The 15337-nt window shown below is 58.5% G+C and carries 18 protein-coding genes and 1 pseudogene; 11 read left to right on the forward strand and 8 right to left on the reverse strand.

What is annotated here, in order from left to right:
* Positions 1-101: 101 nt before the first annotated feature.
* Positions 102-407 carry an Rdx family protein gene (locus tag AC1DCP_RS00785; RefSeq protein WP_003514570.1) on the reverse strand — a complete coding sequence of 102 codons (306 nt, stop codon included), beginning with the start codon at positions 405-407 and terminating at the stop codon, positions 102-104.
* A gap of 145 nt (positions 408-552) precedes the next feature.
* Here AC1DCP_RS00785 and AC1DCP_RS00790 point away from each other — a divergent pair, with 145 nt between their 5' ends.
* The 4 genes from AC1DCP_RS00790 to AC1DCP_RS00805 all read left to right on the forward strand — a co-directional run bounded on the left by AC1DCP_RS00790 (position 553) and on the right by AC1DCP_RS00805 (position 3377).
* Positions 553-1002, forward strand: coding sequence for a DoxX family protein (locus AC1DCP_RS00790; RefSeq protein WP_003514571.1), 450 nt, complete (start codon positions 553-555; stop codon positions 1000-1002).
* Between the two features lie 138 nt (positions 1003-1140).
* A complete protein-coding gene (locus AC1DCP_RS00795; protein WP_065688418.1) occupies positions 1141-1839 on the forward strand; it encodes a type 1 glutamine amidotransferase in 699 nt (232 codons plus the stop codon).
* 86 nt (positions 1840-1925) lie between these two features.
* Positions 1926-2114 carry a YegP family protein gene (locus AC1DCP_RS00800; RefSeq protein ID WP_003514584.1) on the forward strand — a complete coding sequence of 63 codons (189 nt, stop codon included), beginning with the start codon at positions 1926-1928 and terminating at the stop codon, positions 2112-2114.
* Positions 2115-2291: 177 nt separating this feature from the next.
* Positions 2292-3377, forward strand: coding sequence for a glycoside hydrolase family 25 protein (locus tag AC1DCP_RS00805; RefSeq protein WP_035251997.1), 1086 nt, complete (start codon positions 2292-2294; stop codon positions 3375-3377).
* Positions 3378-3388: 11 nt separating this feature from the next.
* Here the strand turns inward: AC1DCP_RS00805 and AC1DCP_RS00810 are convergent, their stop codons facing one another.
* Complete coding sequence (locus AC1DCP_RS00810; RefSeq protein WP_065688417.1) at positions 3389-4264, reverse strand: DMT family transporter; 876 nt, start codon at positions 4262-4264, stop codon at positions 3389-3391.
* Positions 4265-4380: 116 nt separating this feature from the next.
* On the opposite strand from AC1DCP_RS00810, the gene AC1DCP_RS00815 reads away from it, so the two are divergent.
* Both AC1DCP_RS00815 and AC1DCP_RS00820 read left to right on the forward strand, forming a co-directional pair.
* Positions 4381-5778: an aminotransferase-like domain-containing protein gene (locus AC1DCP_RS00815; RefSeq protein ID WP_065688416.1), complete on the forward strand. Its 1398-nt coding sequence runs from the start codon at positions 4381-4383 to the stop codon at positions 5776-5778.
* Between the two features lie 88 nt (positions 5779-5866).
* Positions 5867-6184, forward strand: a complete 318-nt coding sequence (locus AC1DCP_RS00820; RefSeq protein WP_038489500.1) for a hypothetical protein — start codon at positions 5867-5869, stop codon at positions 6182-6184.
* Between the two features lie 70 nt (positions 6185-6254).
* Here the strand turns inward: AC1DCP_RS00820 and AC1DCP_RS00825 are convergent, their stop codons facing one another.
* On the reverse strand, positions 6255-6713 hold the full coding sequence (locus tag AC1DCP_RS00825) for an Rrf2 family transcriptional regulator (RefSeq protein ID WP_065688415.1): 459 nt from the start codon (positions 6711-6713) through the stop codon (positions 6255-6257).
* A 150-nt stretch (positions 6714-6863) separates the two neighbouring features.
* Here AC1DCP_RS00825 and AC1DCP_RS00830 point away from each other — a divergent pair, with 150 nt between their 5' ends.
* Entirely contained in the window at positions 6864-7751 is an 888-nt protein-coding gene (locus tag AC1DCP_RS00830) for an NAD(P)/FAD-dependent oxidoreductase (protein ID WP_065688414.1), read from the forward strand.
* On the opposite strand, the gene AC1DCP_RS00835 is transcribed toward AC1DCP_RS00830, so the two are convergent.
* Complete coding sequence (locus AC1DCP_RS00835) at positions 7752-8534, reverse strand: AraC family transcriptional regulator (RefSeq protein ID WP_065688413.1); 783 nt, start codon at positions 8532-8534, stop codon at positions 7752-7754.
* Positions 8535-8628: 94 nt separating this feature from the next.
* Between AC1DCP_RS00835 and AC1DCP_RS00840 the strand changes: the two genes are divergently transcribed.
* On the forward strand, positions 8629-9036 hold the full coding sequence (locus AC1DCP_RS00840) for a DUF2000 family protein (RefSeq protein ID WP_003514594.1): 408 nt from the start codon (positions 8629-8631) through the stop codon (positions 9034-9036).
* Positions 9037-9107: 71 nt separating this feature from the next.
* Here AC1DCP_RS00840 and lepA read toward each other — a convergent pair whose 3' ends face one another.
* From lepA to AC1DCP_RS00855, 3 genes are all read right to left on the reverse strand, one after another.
* Positions 9108-10946 (reverse strand): translation elongation factor 4, encoded by a 1839-nt coding sequence (lepA, locus tag AC1DCP_RS00845; protein ID WP_025592156.1) that lies wholly within the window; start codon positions 10944-10946, stop codon positions 9108-9110.
* A gap of 61 nt (positions 10947-11007) precedes the next feature.
* Positions 11008-11877, reverse strand: coding sequence for a carbon-nitrogen hydrolase family protein (locus tag AC1DCP_RS00850; RefSeq protein ID WP_065688412.1), 870 nt, complete (start codon positions 11875-11877; stop codon positions 11008-11010).
* Complete coding sequence (locus AC1DCP_RS00855) at positions 11874-12482, reverse strand: acetyltransferase (RefSeq protein ID WP_065659787.1); 609 nt, start codon at positions 12480-12482, stop codon at positions 11874-11876. Before AC1DCP_RS00855 ends, AC1DCP_RS00850 begins: the two co-directional genes overlap by 4 nt.
* Before the next feature lie 73 nt (positions 12483-12555).
* On the opposite strand from AC1DCP_RS00855, the gene AC1DCP_RS00860 reads away from it, so the two are divergent.
* The 3 genes from AC1DCP_RS00860 to AC1DCP_RS00870 all read left to right on the forward strand — a co-directional run bounded on the left by AC1DCP_RS00860 (position 12556) and on the right by AC1DCP_RS00870 (position 14175).
* A complete protein-coding gene (locus AC1DCP_RS00860; RefSeq protein WP_003514602.1) occupies positions 12556-12957 on the forward strand; it encodes a ketosteroid isomerase-related protein in 402 nt (133 codons plus the stop codon).
* A gap of 95 nt (positions 12958-13052) precedes the next feature.
* A complete protein-coding gene (locus AC1DCP_RS00865) occupies positions 13053-13634 on the forward strand; it encodes a helix-turn-helix domain-containing protein (protein ID WP_065659788.1) in 582 nt (193 codons plus the stop codon).
* Between the two features lie 22 nt (positions 13635-13656).
* Positions 13657-14175 carry a GNAT family N-acetyltransferase gene (locus AC1DCP_RS00870; RefSeq protein ID WP_065659789.1) on the forward strand — a complete coding sequence of 173 codons (519 nt, stop codon included), beginning with the start codon at positions 13657-13659 and terminating at the stop codon, positions 14173-14175.
* A 10-nt stretch (positions 14176-14185) separates the two neighbouring features.
* Here the strand turns inward: AC1DCP_RS00870 and AC1DCP_RS00875 are convergent.
* Positions 14186-15262 (reverse strand): annotated as a pseudogene (locus AC1DCP_RS00875) (alpha/beta hydrolase family protein).
* Positions 15263-15337: the final 75 nt, after the last annotated feature.

Here is a 15337-nt window from a genome sequence, read left to right on the forward strand (position 1 = left end):
GGGCAGCCGCCCGGTGTCAACAGACTTTTTGAACTTTTATGACGATCATTGATTTTAAAGGTAAAAAACTTGGTTAGACGCTGTTGAAACATGTTGCCGCGTCAATTGTCGAGCCCTTCATGCTTCGTCCTGTCGACATGACCGAGGTCACGTTCCGGGTCGATGACATCGCGGATTCTCTGTTTGAGCTCTTTTGGACCGGGGAAACCGCCATCGCGCTTACGCTCCCATATGGTTTCACCATCTACGGTGATCTCGAACAGGCCACCCGTTGAGGGAATGAGGCTGACTTCGCCTATATCAGAAGCGAAGGTTTGCAAAATCTCCTGCGCCATCCATCCCGCACGAAGCAGCCAGTTGCATTGTGTGCAGTAGCGGATGGTTATGCGGGGCTTGGTCTCGGCCATGATCACGTCTCCTTCAGCGCCCGGTGACAATAATGCTCACGATAATGTCAACTATAATACTCATGTTTTTACCTGCGGCATGCTTGTTCTTATCATGCTGCTTTGCGAACAGATAAGCCATCGAAGGCTAAAACGCGGAGATCCCATGGCCCAGTTCGACAATAATCGTCAGCGTCTTTTCGTTCCGGCGGTCGCACCTCTTTATAATTCGACACATGATCTGGTGGAGACCGTTCTGCGCGTCGTGGCCGGGCTTCTTCTTGTCACCCACGGCTTCGGCAAGATCGCCAATCCGTTCGGGGCTGTCGGCATGGTGGAGAGCCTCGGCTTTTATCCGGGTGTATTCTGGTCACCTCTCCTGGCCGCCACCGAATTTTTCGGTGGAATTCTCGTGGCCATTGGGCTGTTCACGCGGCCGGCATCCTTTGCCGCAATGATCGTGCTTTTAGTAACGGTCTATTTTCACGGTATCGTAAAGGCGGAAGGTCTGGGTGGCGCGGAAAAATCAGTTCTCTGGGCAGCCATTTTCCTGTTCTTCGCTGTCCGCGGCGGCAACCGGCATTCCGTCGACGCGAAGCTGTCGCGGGAATTTTAAGATGCCACAGGCCGGCTTGTCCGCTTATTGCCTTGCTGACGATATTGCGCCTCTTGAAAATCCGTTTTTCTCGTGGTGAAGCTGAATTCGATCGGCGATACCGGCCGATCGAATTCCCCGTTGTCGGCAAGAGGCCCCATGCGCGTTGCAATTATCGAAAACATGGCGGGCACGCCGCATGGACAGATCGGCGTCGCTCTGGAAGAGGCAGGGGCTGACGTGCATGTCATCCGCGCCTATGCGGGTGAGCCTCTTCCTCTCGATGCAGCTGCACACGATGCGCTCGTCGTTTTGGGCGGGGAGCAGAACGCTCTTGACGACGTGCTTTATCCCTATCTTCCAGACCTCGCACTTTTGATGAAAGCGTTTGGCGATGCGGACAAGGCCGTGATGGGCGTCTGTCTCGGCAGCCAGTTGCTGGCGCGCGCCTATGGCGGAGAGAATATTCTGGCCGGCCCGCCCGAATTCGGCTGGGAAGACGTATCCCTCACGGAAGAGGGCGTGTCCGATCCGCTATTGGCGGGGCTCGACAAGACATTTCCCATTTTTCAGTGGCATTGCGACACATTCACGCTTCCGCCCGCGGCAACGAGACTTGCGACCAATCGTGCAACGCGAAATCAGGCTTTTCGCGTTGGCCGCGCTGCCTATGGCACGCAATTTCATTTTGAGGCATCCACGGCCGTGGTCGACGGATGGTGTGAGGCATTCCCGGCTTCCGTCGAAAAAATGGCGCCCGGCTGGATGAACAATTACCGCGATCACCGTGGCGGGCGTGCAGATGTGGCCGATGCGACCGGTCTGGAAATTGCCCGTGCCTGGGTACGGCTTGTCTGATCTGGCAATTATCGGTTGCGAATATGGCCAAGGCCGCTCAGAATTGAGTGTGTTTCACCGACGTTTGCCAAGGAGGCACCAAGATCATGTATAAATTCGAAATCTATCAGGACAGGGCCGGGGAATATCGCTTCCGCTTCAAAGCATCCAACGGGGAAACGATGTTTTCGTCCGAAGGATACAAGGCCAAGGCATCGGCCATCCACGCCATCGAATCGATCAAGAAAAATTCCCCCGGCGCCGATACGGTCGATCTGAGCACGATGACCGCCTGAAGCTCTCCGTTTCGCGAAACCTCGAGGCATTCTCCTGCCAGAAATGACGGGCGCGTTGGAAGGTGTCGGCGTAAAGATAAGATTCAGTCTTTTTTGATAATCTTCCGTTAGCAATTGTATTTCGAGGTTCCCGGGCGGCGTCAGAGTGCCCCTGGATTGTTTTGCGTACGGGTTCTCATGCGTTCATCGGCTGTGCCAGCACTTCTCTTCGGTTGCCTTCTGCTTGGTGGCTGTACGTCCAGTTCCGGGCCGGAAAGCCTGATGGCCGGCCTGCCGTCGAAGGAAACCACGAGTTCGGTTACGCCATCCGCGCCGGTGCCGCAGGCAAGCGTGGGCAGCCAACCCATCACGGCCCAGCCGCGACAGGAAGTTTTGGCATGGGGCGGGCCGGTGCCCGAAGAGCCAAAGGCCTTTTCAGCCGTTACCCCACGAGCGCCCGTGCCGCAGAACGCGCTTGAAACCCGTTTGCCGTCACCGTCACAGGCTGGAATGGTACGACCGGCAGAGCGTCCGGTACAATTGGCCATGGCTGCAGCCCCGGCGGCCAGTGCCGGTGCGCAGATCCGTTCGCGCATTTTCCGCTCCAGCTTCAGCGATGCCAAACCCATCAATTTCGGCAGGGTCCAGCCGCGCCATTTTCAGGTCCACGGGGTGGATGTCTCGCGCTGGCAGGCCAATATAGACTGGCCGCAGCTGCGCACACGCGGCGCCAACTTCGCCTTCATCAAGGCGACGGATGGCGGCGATCATCTTGACCCGATGTTCCGCACCAACTGGCAGCGTGCGAAGGAAGCGGGCATCCGTCGTGGCGCCTACCATTTCTTCTACTGGTGCCGGTCGGCCGGCGAGCAGGCGGATTGGTTCATTCGCAACGTACCGCGCGATCCGGATGCGCTGCCGCCGGTGATCGACGTGGAATATAACGGCGAATCGAGCTGCAAGATGCGCCATTCCCGTGAGCGTATTCTGGAAAAGATGCGCGTGTTCATGGACAAGCTGGAGCGCCATTACGGCCAGCGTCCGATTATCTATACGGCGCCCGATTTTTATAAGGACAATCTGACCGGCGAGTTCCAGGACTATCCCTTCTGGCTGCGCGCCGTTGCCCAGCATCCGTCCGTGGTCTATCCCGGCCGCAAGTGGTTGTTCTGGCAATATTCAGGCTCGGGCCTGTCGCATGGTGTCGATGGCCGCATCGATCTCAATGTCTTCAACGGCAGCGAGGATGCCTGGCATCGCTGGGTAGACCGCCGCTCGAGTTGACGGGGCGGGCGTCAGCGCGAAAATTTTCGCGCGCCGGCAACGCAGAGCACCACCACGAGCGTGATGGCGATCATCGCAGGGCTGACCTCCTCGTGAAGCAGGGTTGCTGCAAGCACCAGCCCGAAGAACGGCTGCAGCAATTGCAGCTGGCCCACTGCGGCAATGCCGCCAAGCGCCAGCCCGCGATACCAGAAGATGAAGCCGATCAGCATGCTGAACAGCGAGACATAGGCGAGGCCGCCCCAGGCCTGCGGGTTGATGCCTGCGAGGGTTTGCGGCCCTGTGAAAAAGGCAAGCGGCAGCATCAGAGGCAGGGAGAGGACCAATGCCCATGAGATGACCTGCCAGCCCCCCAGTTTGCGGGAAAGGGCAGCACCCTCGGCATATCCCAGCCCACAGACGATAATCGCGCCCAGCATCAAGAGATCGCCGGCAAGTGAGACTCCGAGCCCGGAGGCCAGCGAATTCGACAATGAAAAGCCGGCAACGAGGACGCTGCCCAGGCAGGAAAAGAACCAGAAGGCGGGCCGCGGGCGTTCTCCCCCACGCAGCACGGCAAAAACCGCGGTTGCGAGCGGCAAAAGCCCGACAAAGACGATGGAGTGGGCCGAGGTGATGTGCCGCAAGGCGAGGGCAGTCAACAGCGGGAAGCCGACCACCACGCCGAAGGACACGATGAAAAGGGATGCCATATCATCGCGCGCTGGGCGTTTTTGCCGGAACACAAAAAGCAAAGCGAGCGCCAGAAGGCCGGCTATGCTGGCGCGGGCGAGGGTCAGGAACACCGGATCGAAACCCGTTACCGCAACCCGCGTGGCGGGCAGCGAGCCGCTGAATATCACCACGCCGATAAGGCCGCTCAGCCAACCGCTTGTCGTCTTGTCCATGACCGTCTCCTGCAATTTCCCTTACTTGATCCGGAACGGCTGGTGAAAACAGCGACAATCATATACAATTTCAAGAAACTGTTATGGTTGTTTGGGTGGTACGGTTGGAGAGAAATGTGGACGGACACCTCGCGACGGGAACGCGCATAGAACAGGTGATGGCCAGCATGCGGCAACGCATCGCTTCGCGAAGCCTCGTTCCCGGCGCCAGATTGCCATCCGTTCGAGCGCTTGCGAAGGCCATGCAGGTCTCCACTTCAACCGTCGTCGAGGCCTATGACCGGCTGGTTGCCGATGGCACCATAAGTTCGCGACCGGGTTCGGGATTTTATGTGGCGGGTCCGCTAGCGCCCCTGTCTCTGGCCGATATCGAGCCTCGGCTGGACAGGGCTGTGGATCCGCTCTGGGTGTCGCGCCAGGCGCTGGACGAGGGGGCGGCGCTTGCCAAGCCCGGCTGCGGCTGGCTTCCAGCGTCATGGATGCCGGAGCAAGCGCTAAGGCGGGCGATGAGGGCGCTTGCCCGTGCGGATGCTTCCTTGCTGACGGATTATGCGAGCCCAATGGGGCTGTTGCCGCTACGCCAGCTTTTGTCCCGCAGACTTGCCGAACATGGCGTCCAGGCGGGCGCCAGCCAGATCATGCTCACCGATTCCGGCACGCAGGCGATCGATCTCCTGTGTCGTTTCCTGCTGCAGCCAGGGGATACGGTTATTGTCGATGATCCCTGCTATTTTAACTTCCGCGCTCTCTTGCGGGCGCATCGGGTGAAAATCGTTGGTGTGCCCTATACGCCGGCTGGACCGGACCTGCCGCTTTTCGAGCAGGCACTGAAAGAGCATCAGCCGCGCCTTTATATCACCAATTCCGCGATCCATAATCCGACAGGCGCAAGGCTTTCCGCCGTTTCCGCCCATCGCCTGCTGATGCTGGCCGAACAGGCGGGCCTCACCATCATCGAGGATGATATTTTTGCCGATTTTGAAACGCAGGCGGCACCACGGCTGGCTGCTTTCGATGGTCTGAACCGGGTCGTCCAGATCGGCAGTTTTTCTAAAACCCTGTCTGCTTCCGTTCGGTGCGGTTTCATCGCAGCGCCTCCGGCATGGGTGGAAGCCCTGACCGATCTCAAGATTGCCACTGCTTTTGGTGGAGCAAATTTTTCGGCTGCATTGATCCTGTCGCTTTTGACTGACGGTAGTTATCGCAAGCATGTCGAGGCTCTTCGACAGCGTCTCGCGGCGGCGGTGCCCGAGGCGGCGGCGCGTTTGAAAGCGCTTGGATGTGTGCCGTGGATCGAACCGCAGGCGGGCATGTTCTTATGGTGCCGCCTGCCGGAGGGGGTCGACGCCGCCGATGTTGCACGCCGGGCACTGGTGCAAAAGGTGGTGCTGGCACCCGGCAATGTTTTCAGCTCCGCGCAGAACGCATCCGCTTTCATGCGTTTCAATGTGTCGCAAATGGCCGCTCCTCAGGTCATGGCGGTGCTGGCAGATGCCCTCAGGCAGAGCGCGTGATTGTCGCCCATAGTGTGCTGGCTGAGGAGAATCGGAACAAAATCCCGTGAACGCCGTTTTCTTCTCAGAATGAAGAGGAGGAAATACCATGACATTCGATCCAAACAATCCGCGCCCGGACCGCGATCTTCGTCCGGAACTGAATATCAGCAATGAACCGCTTGCCCGCAAGTCTCCGTCCTGGATGCCATGGCTGGCGATTCTCGTTGTCGCATTGGTGGGCGTTTTCGCCTGGTCGCAGATGAGCGGCCCGAACACTGATCCGGCCACGACATCCTCGACCATGCCGCCTGCGGCAACGCAACAGGCACCGGCGCCCGCGACTCCGACCGTACCGGCAACACCGCCTGCCAACAATGCAGCACCGGCAAGCCCGAATACCGGCGGCACGCAGACGCAGCCGTAATGGGTTAGATCATCTGACAAAACCGCCTGCCTTTCGGCAGGCGGTTTTTTATTGCGCCAACTCTGCGGCGTTAGAGCTGATCCATCGCGGAGGGATGGTTGGACAATCTGGACCAGCGGCTCATCGATTCCTCCGCCAGCGCGGAAAGCGTAATGTTTCCGAAGCGGGACAGGAGAATGGTCTCCGCCTCGTTCATGGCGTCGAAAAGGGCAGCATTGACGGCCTGCTCTATGACGCAGTTAGGATTATCTCCTGCCAGCCCAATCGAGAACAATTCCGGCGCGCCAAGCGCCCGGTAAATATCGAGCAGCGTGATTTCGCTGAGCGGTCGCGCCAGAACCCAGCCACCGCCATGGCCTTTTTCCGACGACACGTAACCGTGCTCCCGCAAGCCCGCCATGGTTCTGCGCACCACCACCGGGTTCGTCTGCAACATCGCCGCGATGCTTTCCGAGGTCGCCGCACCCTCGTGTTTCTCCATATGGATCAAAATATGCAGCAGCCGTGAAAGGCGCGTGTCGTGTCTCATCGGTGAAATCCGCCTGTTTTTCGCGACATTACCAGTTAGCCTATGATGTAACAATATAAGTTGCGTGACTATTGACTCTAAAATTCATGTAACAATATAAGTATCGTGAAACGAACGGGCGCTTCCGGCTCGGTGAACGATAGGTGCATCATGAAATACGACGTCATCATCATCGGCGGCAGCTATGCGGGCCTGTCCGCCGCCCTGCAGCTCGGGCGCGCGAGAAAAAACATCCTGGTGGTGGATGCGGGTGAGCGGAGAAATCGCTTCGCCAGCCATTCCCACGGTTTTCTCGGACAGGACGGCAAGGCGCCGGGCGACATCATCGCCGAGGCACGCCGCCAGATCGAGCGCTACCCGACGATACACTGGGCAAAGGGCAGGGTAACGAATGCCGAAGGATCATTCGATGACTTCGTCATCGAGATCGATGGCAATCGCCGCGAAAGGGCGGCCAGACTAATCCTTGCCACAGGCGTTACGGATGAACTGCCTGATATAGCCGGGCTGAAGGAACGCTGGGGCAGCGCCGTCTTCCATTGCCCCTATTGCCACGGATACGAACTGGATCAGCGCAGGATCGGCGTCATCGCGGCCTCGCCGCTGGCCATCCACCATGCACTGATGCTTCCGGACTGGGGTGAAACGACCTTTTTTACCAATGGTATATTCGTTCCAGATGCCGAACAGAATGCGCTTTTGTCAGCCCGGGGCGTTCGGGTGGAAAAAGAGCGTATCAGAGAGATCGCAGGGCATGCGGATGTCGTTCTTGCGGATGGGCGCAGCATTGCTTTGGCCGGTCTTTTCACGCAACCGAAATTGCGGATTGCCTCGGATTGGATCGAAAAGCTCGGTTGCACCGTGGAAGAGGGGCCGATGGGTTCAAGCATCGTGACAGATGCCGTGAAACAGACGACAGTGCGCGGAATCTTCGCCTGCGGTGATGTGGCAAGGCCCGCCGGCTCGGTCGCTCTTTCCGTGGGCGATGGCGCCATGGTAGGGACTGCGGCGCACAGGTCGATCATGTTTCCGGAATGATCAGTGCGAAACAAGGCTTAGCCAGCGCCCCGGAGGCATTCCGAAGGCATTCTTGAAGTGGCGGGTAAAATGCGCCTGATCCGCAAAGCCGCAGGCAAACGCCGTTTCCGCAAGACCCGCACCAGCCCGCATCATGTCCTTGCATTTTTGCAGACGCCGCATGATGAGATAACGGTGCGGGCTCGTGCCAAACAGGGAGCGGAAGTGCCGAAAGAGCGTGAAGCGATCTAACCCGCTTATTTGCTCCAGCTTCTCTGAGCTGACGGCAAGCGCGCTGTTCTCCAGCAGGTAATCCCGGCAACGGAAAACGGCGATCCGGTCAAGCCGCTTGATTGTTCTCTGGTTTCCGTTCGAATGCTTCCAGAGCAGATCCGAAAGTCTCGATTGCCAGTCGGTCAGGAGCAGATTGTCCGGCTCGCCTTCGAGATTGCCGAGAGCCTCTATCAGGCATTGCCGGAACTCATCGTCTTCGATGACGGGATTTTTTGCAAATGGCAGCGCGTGAAATCCGGTCGCCACCTGCATGGTTTTTTCCGGCGGAAGATAGAGCATACGGTAGCGCAGGCCTTCGTCGGTGCCGGCACCACCATCGTGAACTTCGTCCGGATGCAGCACGATAACCTTTCCGGGCGTGCTGAAATGCGATGTGCCACGATAGGAAAAGGTCTGGACGCCAGAAAGCGTCACACCCAGAGCATAGGTGTCATGGCGATGGGGTGCATAGGCGTTGCCGTGAAAGCGCGCTTCGATGCGCTCGATCCCTTCGCTGGAAGGGGCCTGCACGATCCCTTCGAATTTGCACGAACGTTCAAGATCGCTCGTGCCCTGAGGGGCTAGGGTCGCTTCTCTTTCGTAACCAGAGCCAGATTGAGTTCGCATGTTTGATACCAAGATCGCCGTCATCCTTCGTGATGACCTTGCCGTGTGGCAAAAACTGAATGTCACCGCATTTCTAATGTCCGGTATCGTCGCCCAGACCAGAGAGATCATCGGGGAACCATACCGCGACGGGGCGGGTAACGTCTACAATCCCCTGTCCGTCCAGCCGATAGTCGTCATGGCCACGGATCAGGAGGCGCTGCGCAAAATCCATCAGCGATCCCTGGAACGCGAGGTCACGACATCGCTCTATATCGAGGAAATGTTCGCAACCGGTCATGATGTTGCCAACCGCCAGGTGTTTTCGGAATTTTCTCCCGACAATGCAAAGGTCGTCGGCATGGCGCTTAGGGCGGACAAGAAAATCGTCGACAAGATTACCAAGGGCGCGAAGCTGCATGCCTGAGCAGCTGCCGTGAATGTAAAAAGGGAGGCCGTAAGCCTCCCTTGTCAAATCAGCGACGATTTAGCGGCCGCTTATTCGTCGTTCATCTTCAGCGCAGCGATGAAAGCTTCCTGCGGAATCTCCACCTTGCCGAACTGGCGCATGCGCTTTTTGCCTTCCTTCTGCTTGTCCAGAAGTTTGCGTTTACGCGTCGCATCGCCACCGTAGCACTTCGCCGTCACGTCCTTGCGCAACGCGCGCACGGTTTCGCGGGCGATGACCTTGCCGCCAATGGCCGCCTGGATCGGGATCTGGAACATGTGCGGCGGAATGAGTTCCTTCAGCTTTTCGCACATGCCGCGTCCGCGCCGGTCAGCCGCCGAGCGGTGGACCAGCATGGAGAGTGCGTCCACCGGGTCGCCGTTCACGAGGATCGACATCTTGACGAGATCGCCTTCGCGATAGTCGATGATGTTGTAGTCGAACGAGGCGTAACCCTTCGAGATGGATTTCAGGCGGTCGTAGAAATCGAACACCACTTCGTTGAGCGGCAATTCATAGGTGATCATCGCGCGGTTGCCGACATAGGTCAGCTCCGTCTGCAGGCCGCGCCGGTCCTGACAGAGTTTCAGAATACCACCGAGATATTCGTCGGGCGTCAGGATCGTCGCCTTGATCCACGGTTCGCGGATTTCCTTGATCTTCACGACATCAGGCATATCCGCCGGGTTGTGCAGCTCTTTCTCGGTGCCATCTGTCAGCGTCATTTCATAGACGACCGAAGGTGCTGTGGCGACGAGATCGAGATTGAACTCGCGCTCGAGGCGTTCCTGAATGATTTCAAGATGCAGCAGACCGAGGAAGCCGCAACGGAAACCAAAGCCGAGAGCGGCAGACGATTCCATTTCGAAGGAGAAGGAGGCGTCGTTGAGGCGAAGCTTGCCCACCGCCGCGCGCAGATCTTCGAAGTCGGCTGCATCGACAGGGAAGAGGCCGCAGAAAACCACGGGCTGCGCTGGCTTGAAGCCGGGCAGGGCCTGCGCCGTCGGGCGCTTGTCGTCGGTAATGGTATCGCCAACACGCGTATCGGCGACTTCCTTGATCGAGGCGGTGATGAAACCGATCTCGCCGGGGCCGAGGCTGTCGACATTGACCATCTTCGGGGTAAGTACGCCAACGCGCTCGACGCCGTATTTCGCGCCGGAACCCATCATGCGGATCTGCTGGCCCTTGGTCAGCACGCCGTCGATGACGCGCACGAGAACCATGACGCCCAAATAGGTGTCGTACCAGCTGTCGACGAGCAGTGCCTTGAGCGGCCCGTTCTCGCCGACTTCGCTCTTCGGCGGTGGCAGGCGGTTGACGATGGCTTCGAGAACATCGGGAATGCCAAGCCCGGTCTTGGCCGAAATCAACACAGCTTCGGAAGCGTCGATGCCGATTACTTCCTCGATCTGTTCCTTGATGCGGTCGGGCTCCGCAGCCGGCAGGTCGATCTTGTTCAAGACCGTCACCAGCTCGTGATTGTTGTCGATCGCCTGATAAACGTTGGCCAGCGTCTGGGCTTCCACACCCTGAGATGCGTCCACCACCAGTAGCGAACCTTCGCAGGCCGAAAGCGAGCGGGACACTTCATAGGCAAAGTCGACGTGACCGGGCGTGTCGATGAGGTTCAGCACATAGGTTTCGCCGTTATTCGCCTTGTAGTGCAGGCGCACGGTCTGGGCCTTGATGGTGATGCCGCGCTCGCGTTCGATATCCATCGAATCGAGAACCTGTTCCGACATATCGCGCTCGGCAAGGCCGCCTGTCGACTGGATCAACCGGTCGGCCAGCGTCGATTTGCCGTGATCGATGTGGGCAACGATCGAGAAGTTGCGGATATGGTCCAGGGGTGTGCGGGTCGAATTTGTGCTCATGCCCCGCGCTATAGCAGGGGCTTCTCATGCCGCAAAGCGGGAATTTGGTTAAAAGCCCTTTAAAATGGGCTTTTCAGATCGCAAACTGCTCCGGCCAGTCGCGGCGGGTGGCGACTTGTCCTTCGGTTCTAAGCTTGGCCACGGCAGCAAGGTCGATATCGGCGATCAGCAACGTGCTGCGTGTCACCGCATCGCTTTCGCTTTCCGCGACGATACCCGATGCCGGCATGCCATAGTCGGATGGCACGTAAAGTGCTGCGCGGCCACGATTTTCATCGACGGCGGGAGACCATGGAGCCTCACCCGCCGTGGGGGAGGAGAGAACTGCATATTGGTTTTCCAACGCCCGCGCCTGCGCGCCGATGCGCACCCGGTAGGCGCCGGCCAGCGTATCGGTGCAACTGGGAGCGAGAACCAGTTCGACGCCAAGCTCGGCCAGCTTCCGGCCAAGCATCGGGAACTCGTTGTCGTAACAGATGAGGATGCCGAGCCTGCCGATCGGCGTCTCGAAGGCTTTCAGGCCCTCGATGCCGGCATGGATGTTCCATTGCTCCCGCTCGAAGCGCGTCATGATCTGCTTGTCCTGATACCCGATCAGTCCGTTGGGGCCGAACAGCCATGCGCGGTTGCGGAACTTGCCGTCCTTGTCTTTCACTGGCGCGCTGCCCGGCTGAAACAGGATTTGATGTTGCCGCGCCAGCTCTTCGCAAAGCTCGACCCATGAGGGGATGAGCGGCTGTATCTCTTCGATGGAGCGGTGCAGGTCCGAGCGCGCATCGGGCGGCAACTGCCCGGTTAGCGTCATGGCCGAATATTCCGGCAACAGCAGCAGCTCGGCGCCTTTTTCTTTCGCCTCGCGCACGATGGCGGAAAGATGGGCGGCATAGCCTTCCCATGTCTCGATGAGTTCGATGGCATATTGGCTGGCGGCGAGTTTCGTCATCTGTTTTCCTCTTCGGCAGCAATGGTCTTCATCCAGAACGACAGGGGCTTTGGGCTTTCGGTGCTCTCGTCTAGATCCCGCCAGGTGAAGCTGGTGTGCAATTCCGGGTGATGGCGATAGCCGCGTTTTTCCCAGAAGGTATTCAGCGGCACGTAATCCAATGGCCGGCGCGGGTGGTCGGCGGGGCGCTCGACCGCGCAGAAGGTGCAGCAGTTGAAGCCGAGCTTGCTCGCATGCGCCTCCCGCTCCACAAAGAACCGCACCCCGATGCCATGCCCGCGATAGCTGGGCAGAAGCACGCTTTCGCCGAAGTAAAATATCCGGTCCAGATCGTAACCCGCCTTCAGGAAGGGCGCCTTCACCTCGTCGGTCTCGGCCGCCATCGGCATGCCGGTGGACATGCCCACCACGTGTGCGCCATCCAGCGCCAGCACGAAAACCGCGCCTTTCGTGTCGGCATAGGTGGCGAGATATTTGCGCTCGTAATCCAGCGATCCGTCATAGAGATAGGGAAAGGCGCGAAACACTTCGATCCGCAGGCGCGCAAGGTCATCGAAATAGGGCGCGGCCTCGATGCCGGAAAGAGACTTGATTTCGACGGTCATGGGCATTTTCACTTTCGGTTGCACTGGTTATACCGTCATGGAAACCCTGCGCAAGCATTGAACGGAGAAGACGATGACCGCCACTGAGACCATCCGCGCCTACTACGATGCCTTCAACCGTCAGGACATGGATGCCTTTCTGGCGCTTCTTCACGACGAGGTGGTACATGACATCAATCAGGGCGAGCGTCAGACCGGAAAGCCGGCTTTTGCGTCCTTCATGCAGCACATGAACCGCTGCTATAAGGAAAACCTCACCGACATGGTCATCATGGCGAGCGAGGACGGTAAGCGCGCCTCTGCGGAATTCATCGTGAACGGCGAATATCTCGCAACCGATGAAGGCCTGCCGGAAGCCGATGGCCAGACATACGTCCTGCCGGCTGGTGCATTCTTTGACCTGAAGGATGGAAAAGTTAGTCGAGTAACGAACTACTATAATCTGAACGATTGGATCGCCCAGGTCGGTGCCTGATGCATCTTTGCCGCGCGCCGAACCCGCGGTAAAAAAGCGATCGTAATTTCCATTATGGTAGATATTGACTCCATCATGTGAGAATGTATTCTCGCATGATGGAAAACGAAGATCATATTCTCGAACGCTCTATCGGCGACCGCATCAAGACGTTGCGCGCTGAAAATGGTTTGACCCTGGACCGGCTCGCCGCCGAATCCGGCGTCAGCCGCGCCATGATTTCCCGCATCGAACGTGGCGAGGCGAGCCCCACGGCCTCGCTTCTTGCCCGCATCTGCGCAGCGCTAGGCCTGTCGCTCTCCGGCTTTTTCGCCGAAGACGAAGAGGCTGTTTCACCGCTGGTGAAAAAGCGTGACCAGCAGCTCTGGAAAGACCCGGAGACCGGTTATGTGCGCCGTGCCATCTCTCCGCCACGCGTCGGTTCCGATGTCGATATTGTCGAGGTCGAGTTCCCGGCGGGCGCACTTGTCGGTTTCCCGCCGCATGCGGCAAGCCGCGGAATGACGCAATATGTCTGGCTTTTTGACGGTGTGCTGGAGATGACGAGTGGTGGAGACGTGCACCGGCTGGAACCCGGCGATTGCCTTTTCATGCCGGTGGGTGAGGGACATGTCTTCCACAATCCCTCAGAAAAACCTGCCCGTTATGCCGTCGTGCTGGATCAAAGACAGCGCTGATTTTCCCCGACAGGAGTTATTAATGGCCACCATCCGCGTATTGAACCGGGCAGAGACGATCAATGCCTTGCCCGAACTTTGTGACGTTATCGCCGACTGCGTTAATGGCGGCGCGTCTGTCGGTTTCATGCTGCCTTTCTCCCCAAAAGATGCCGAGCCGTTCTGGCGGGAGGTAGCCGATGCCGTGGAAGCAGGCGGCACCATTCATGTGGTGGCGGAAGTAAACGATAAAGTGGTGGGCACGGTGCAGGTCGGTCTGGCCTCCAAGCCCAACCAGCCACATCGCGGTGATCTGATGAAGCTTCTTGTGCATCGGTCGGCACGCGGGCTGGGACTTGCACGGAAGCTCATGGAAAAGGTGGAGCAGGAAGCGACAAAACGTGGCCGTACCCTTTTGGTGCTGGATACGGCCACGGGTAGCGATGCGGAGGCAATTTATCCCCGTCTTGGTTGGGAACGCGTCGGCGTCATCCCCGACTATGCGCTTTTTCCTGACGGGCGTTATTGCGGCACGACCCTGTTTTACAAAAGGATCGGCTAGGTTCTTCTGGTTATTGACCCGGCTTCAGCGTGCGGTTGAAGGCGTTGACGATCATCGTTTCCAGCTGTGCATGAATATCCTTACGGTCGCGGGGCCCGGCCGGTTCGCAGATCGGATCGCGCTCGCCAACGGATTTGAGAAACGCATCGGCATCCGGCTTGCAAAGGGGCAGGAAGCTAAAATGGTTGGCCTCGTCGACCTGTCGGTAAGTAGAGGCAGGCACTTGTGCTGCAAGCTCGTCGGCAAGGACAGCGGGCGGTATTTTACCTTCGCTGCCAAGATTGATGAAGGTCAGCGGAATATCGATTTGTCTCAGGCTGTCCGGCTGGAAAGCCAGTGCCAGACCCGGATCGACCAACACGGCGGAACGGATGCGTGGATCGCGGTTCTGCTGCTCGAAACGGGCCTTGTCGATGGTTCTGAGATCGAGCTTCGGTACGCTGACCGGCTCGTTATTGACATAGGCCCGGCCGCCGGCAAACCACTGGCAATCCATCATTGCTGCATTCTCTTCACAATAGCGCACATAGGCGTCAAGATCGGCGCGTGCACCTGCAATCTCCATCGCTGCGCTACCGCCCAGCGAAAAGCCGAGAACACCGATGCGTTGCGCATCGATTGCACCCGACCACGTGCCGTCCGTCGTCAAGGCCGTGACGATTGTGGATAGATCGTTCGTCCGTTCCCAGATTTTCGGCGTATCGGCAGGCGTCGAGTCACCACTGGTCGTGCCGGGATGATTGGTTCCGGCGACGATGAAACCTTCGCTGGCGAGTTTCGCGGCGATCCAGGCCATGCCTTCAGCGCGCGAGCCGGACCCGTGCGAAATCAACACGAGGGGGAAATGGCCGTCTTTGATGGTCGCGTCCTTCCGAACCGCTCATCCCTGAAAGATACGGTTCTCGGAGGAAAGCGCCGGTGTGCCGTCTCCGCCTTTGGCCGGATACCAGATCGTAACGTCAAGGTTTGTGTCGCGAGCCTTGGAAGAAACTGGGATGCTGGTAAGCCCGACATCCTCTGCGGCAAATGCCTGCGGGGAAAAAGCCGCGCACATCAGAAGTGCGACAAGGGTGTTTTTCAGTGTCATGAGAGCCTCTCCGTTTGACAAGGTGGATGCTCCCGTTTTTCTTCTAGGGTGAATAAATGCGTCCTTGATCGCGTT

The sequence above is a fragment of the Agrobacterium sp. 10T429 genome (assembly GCF_056393925.1).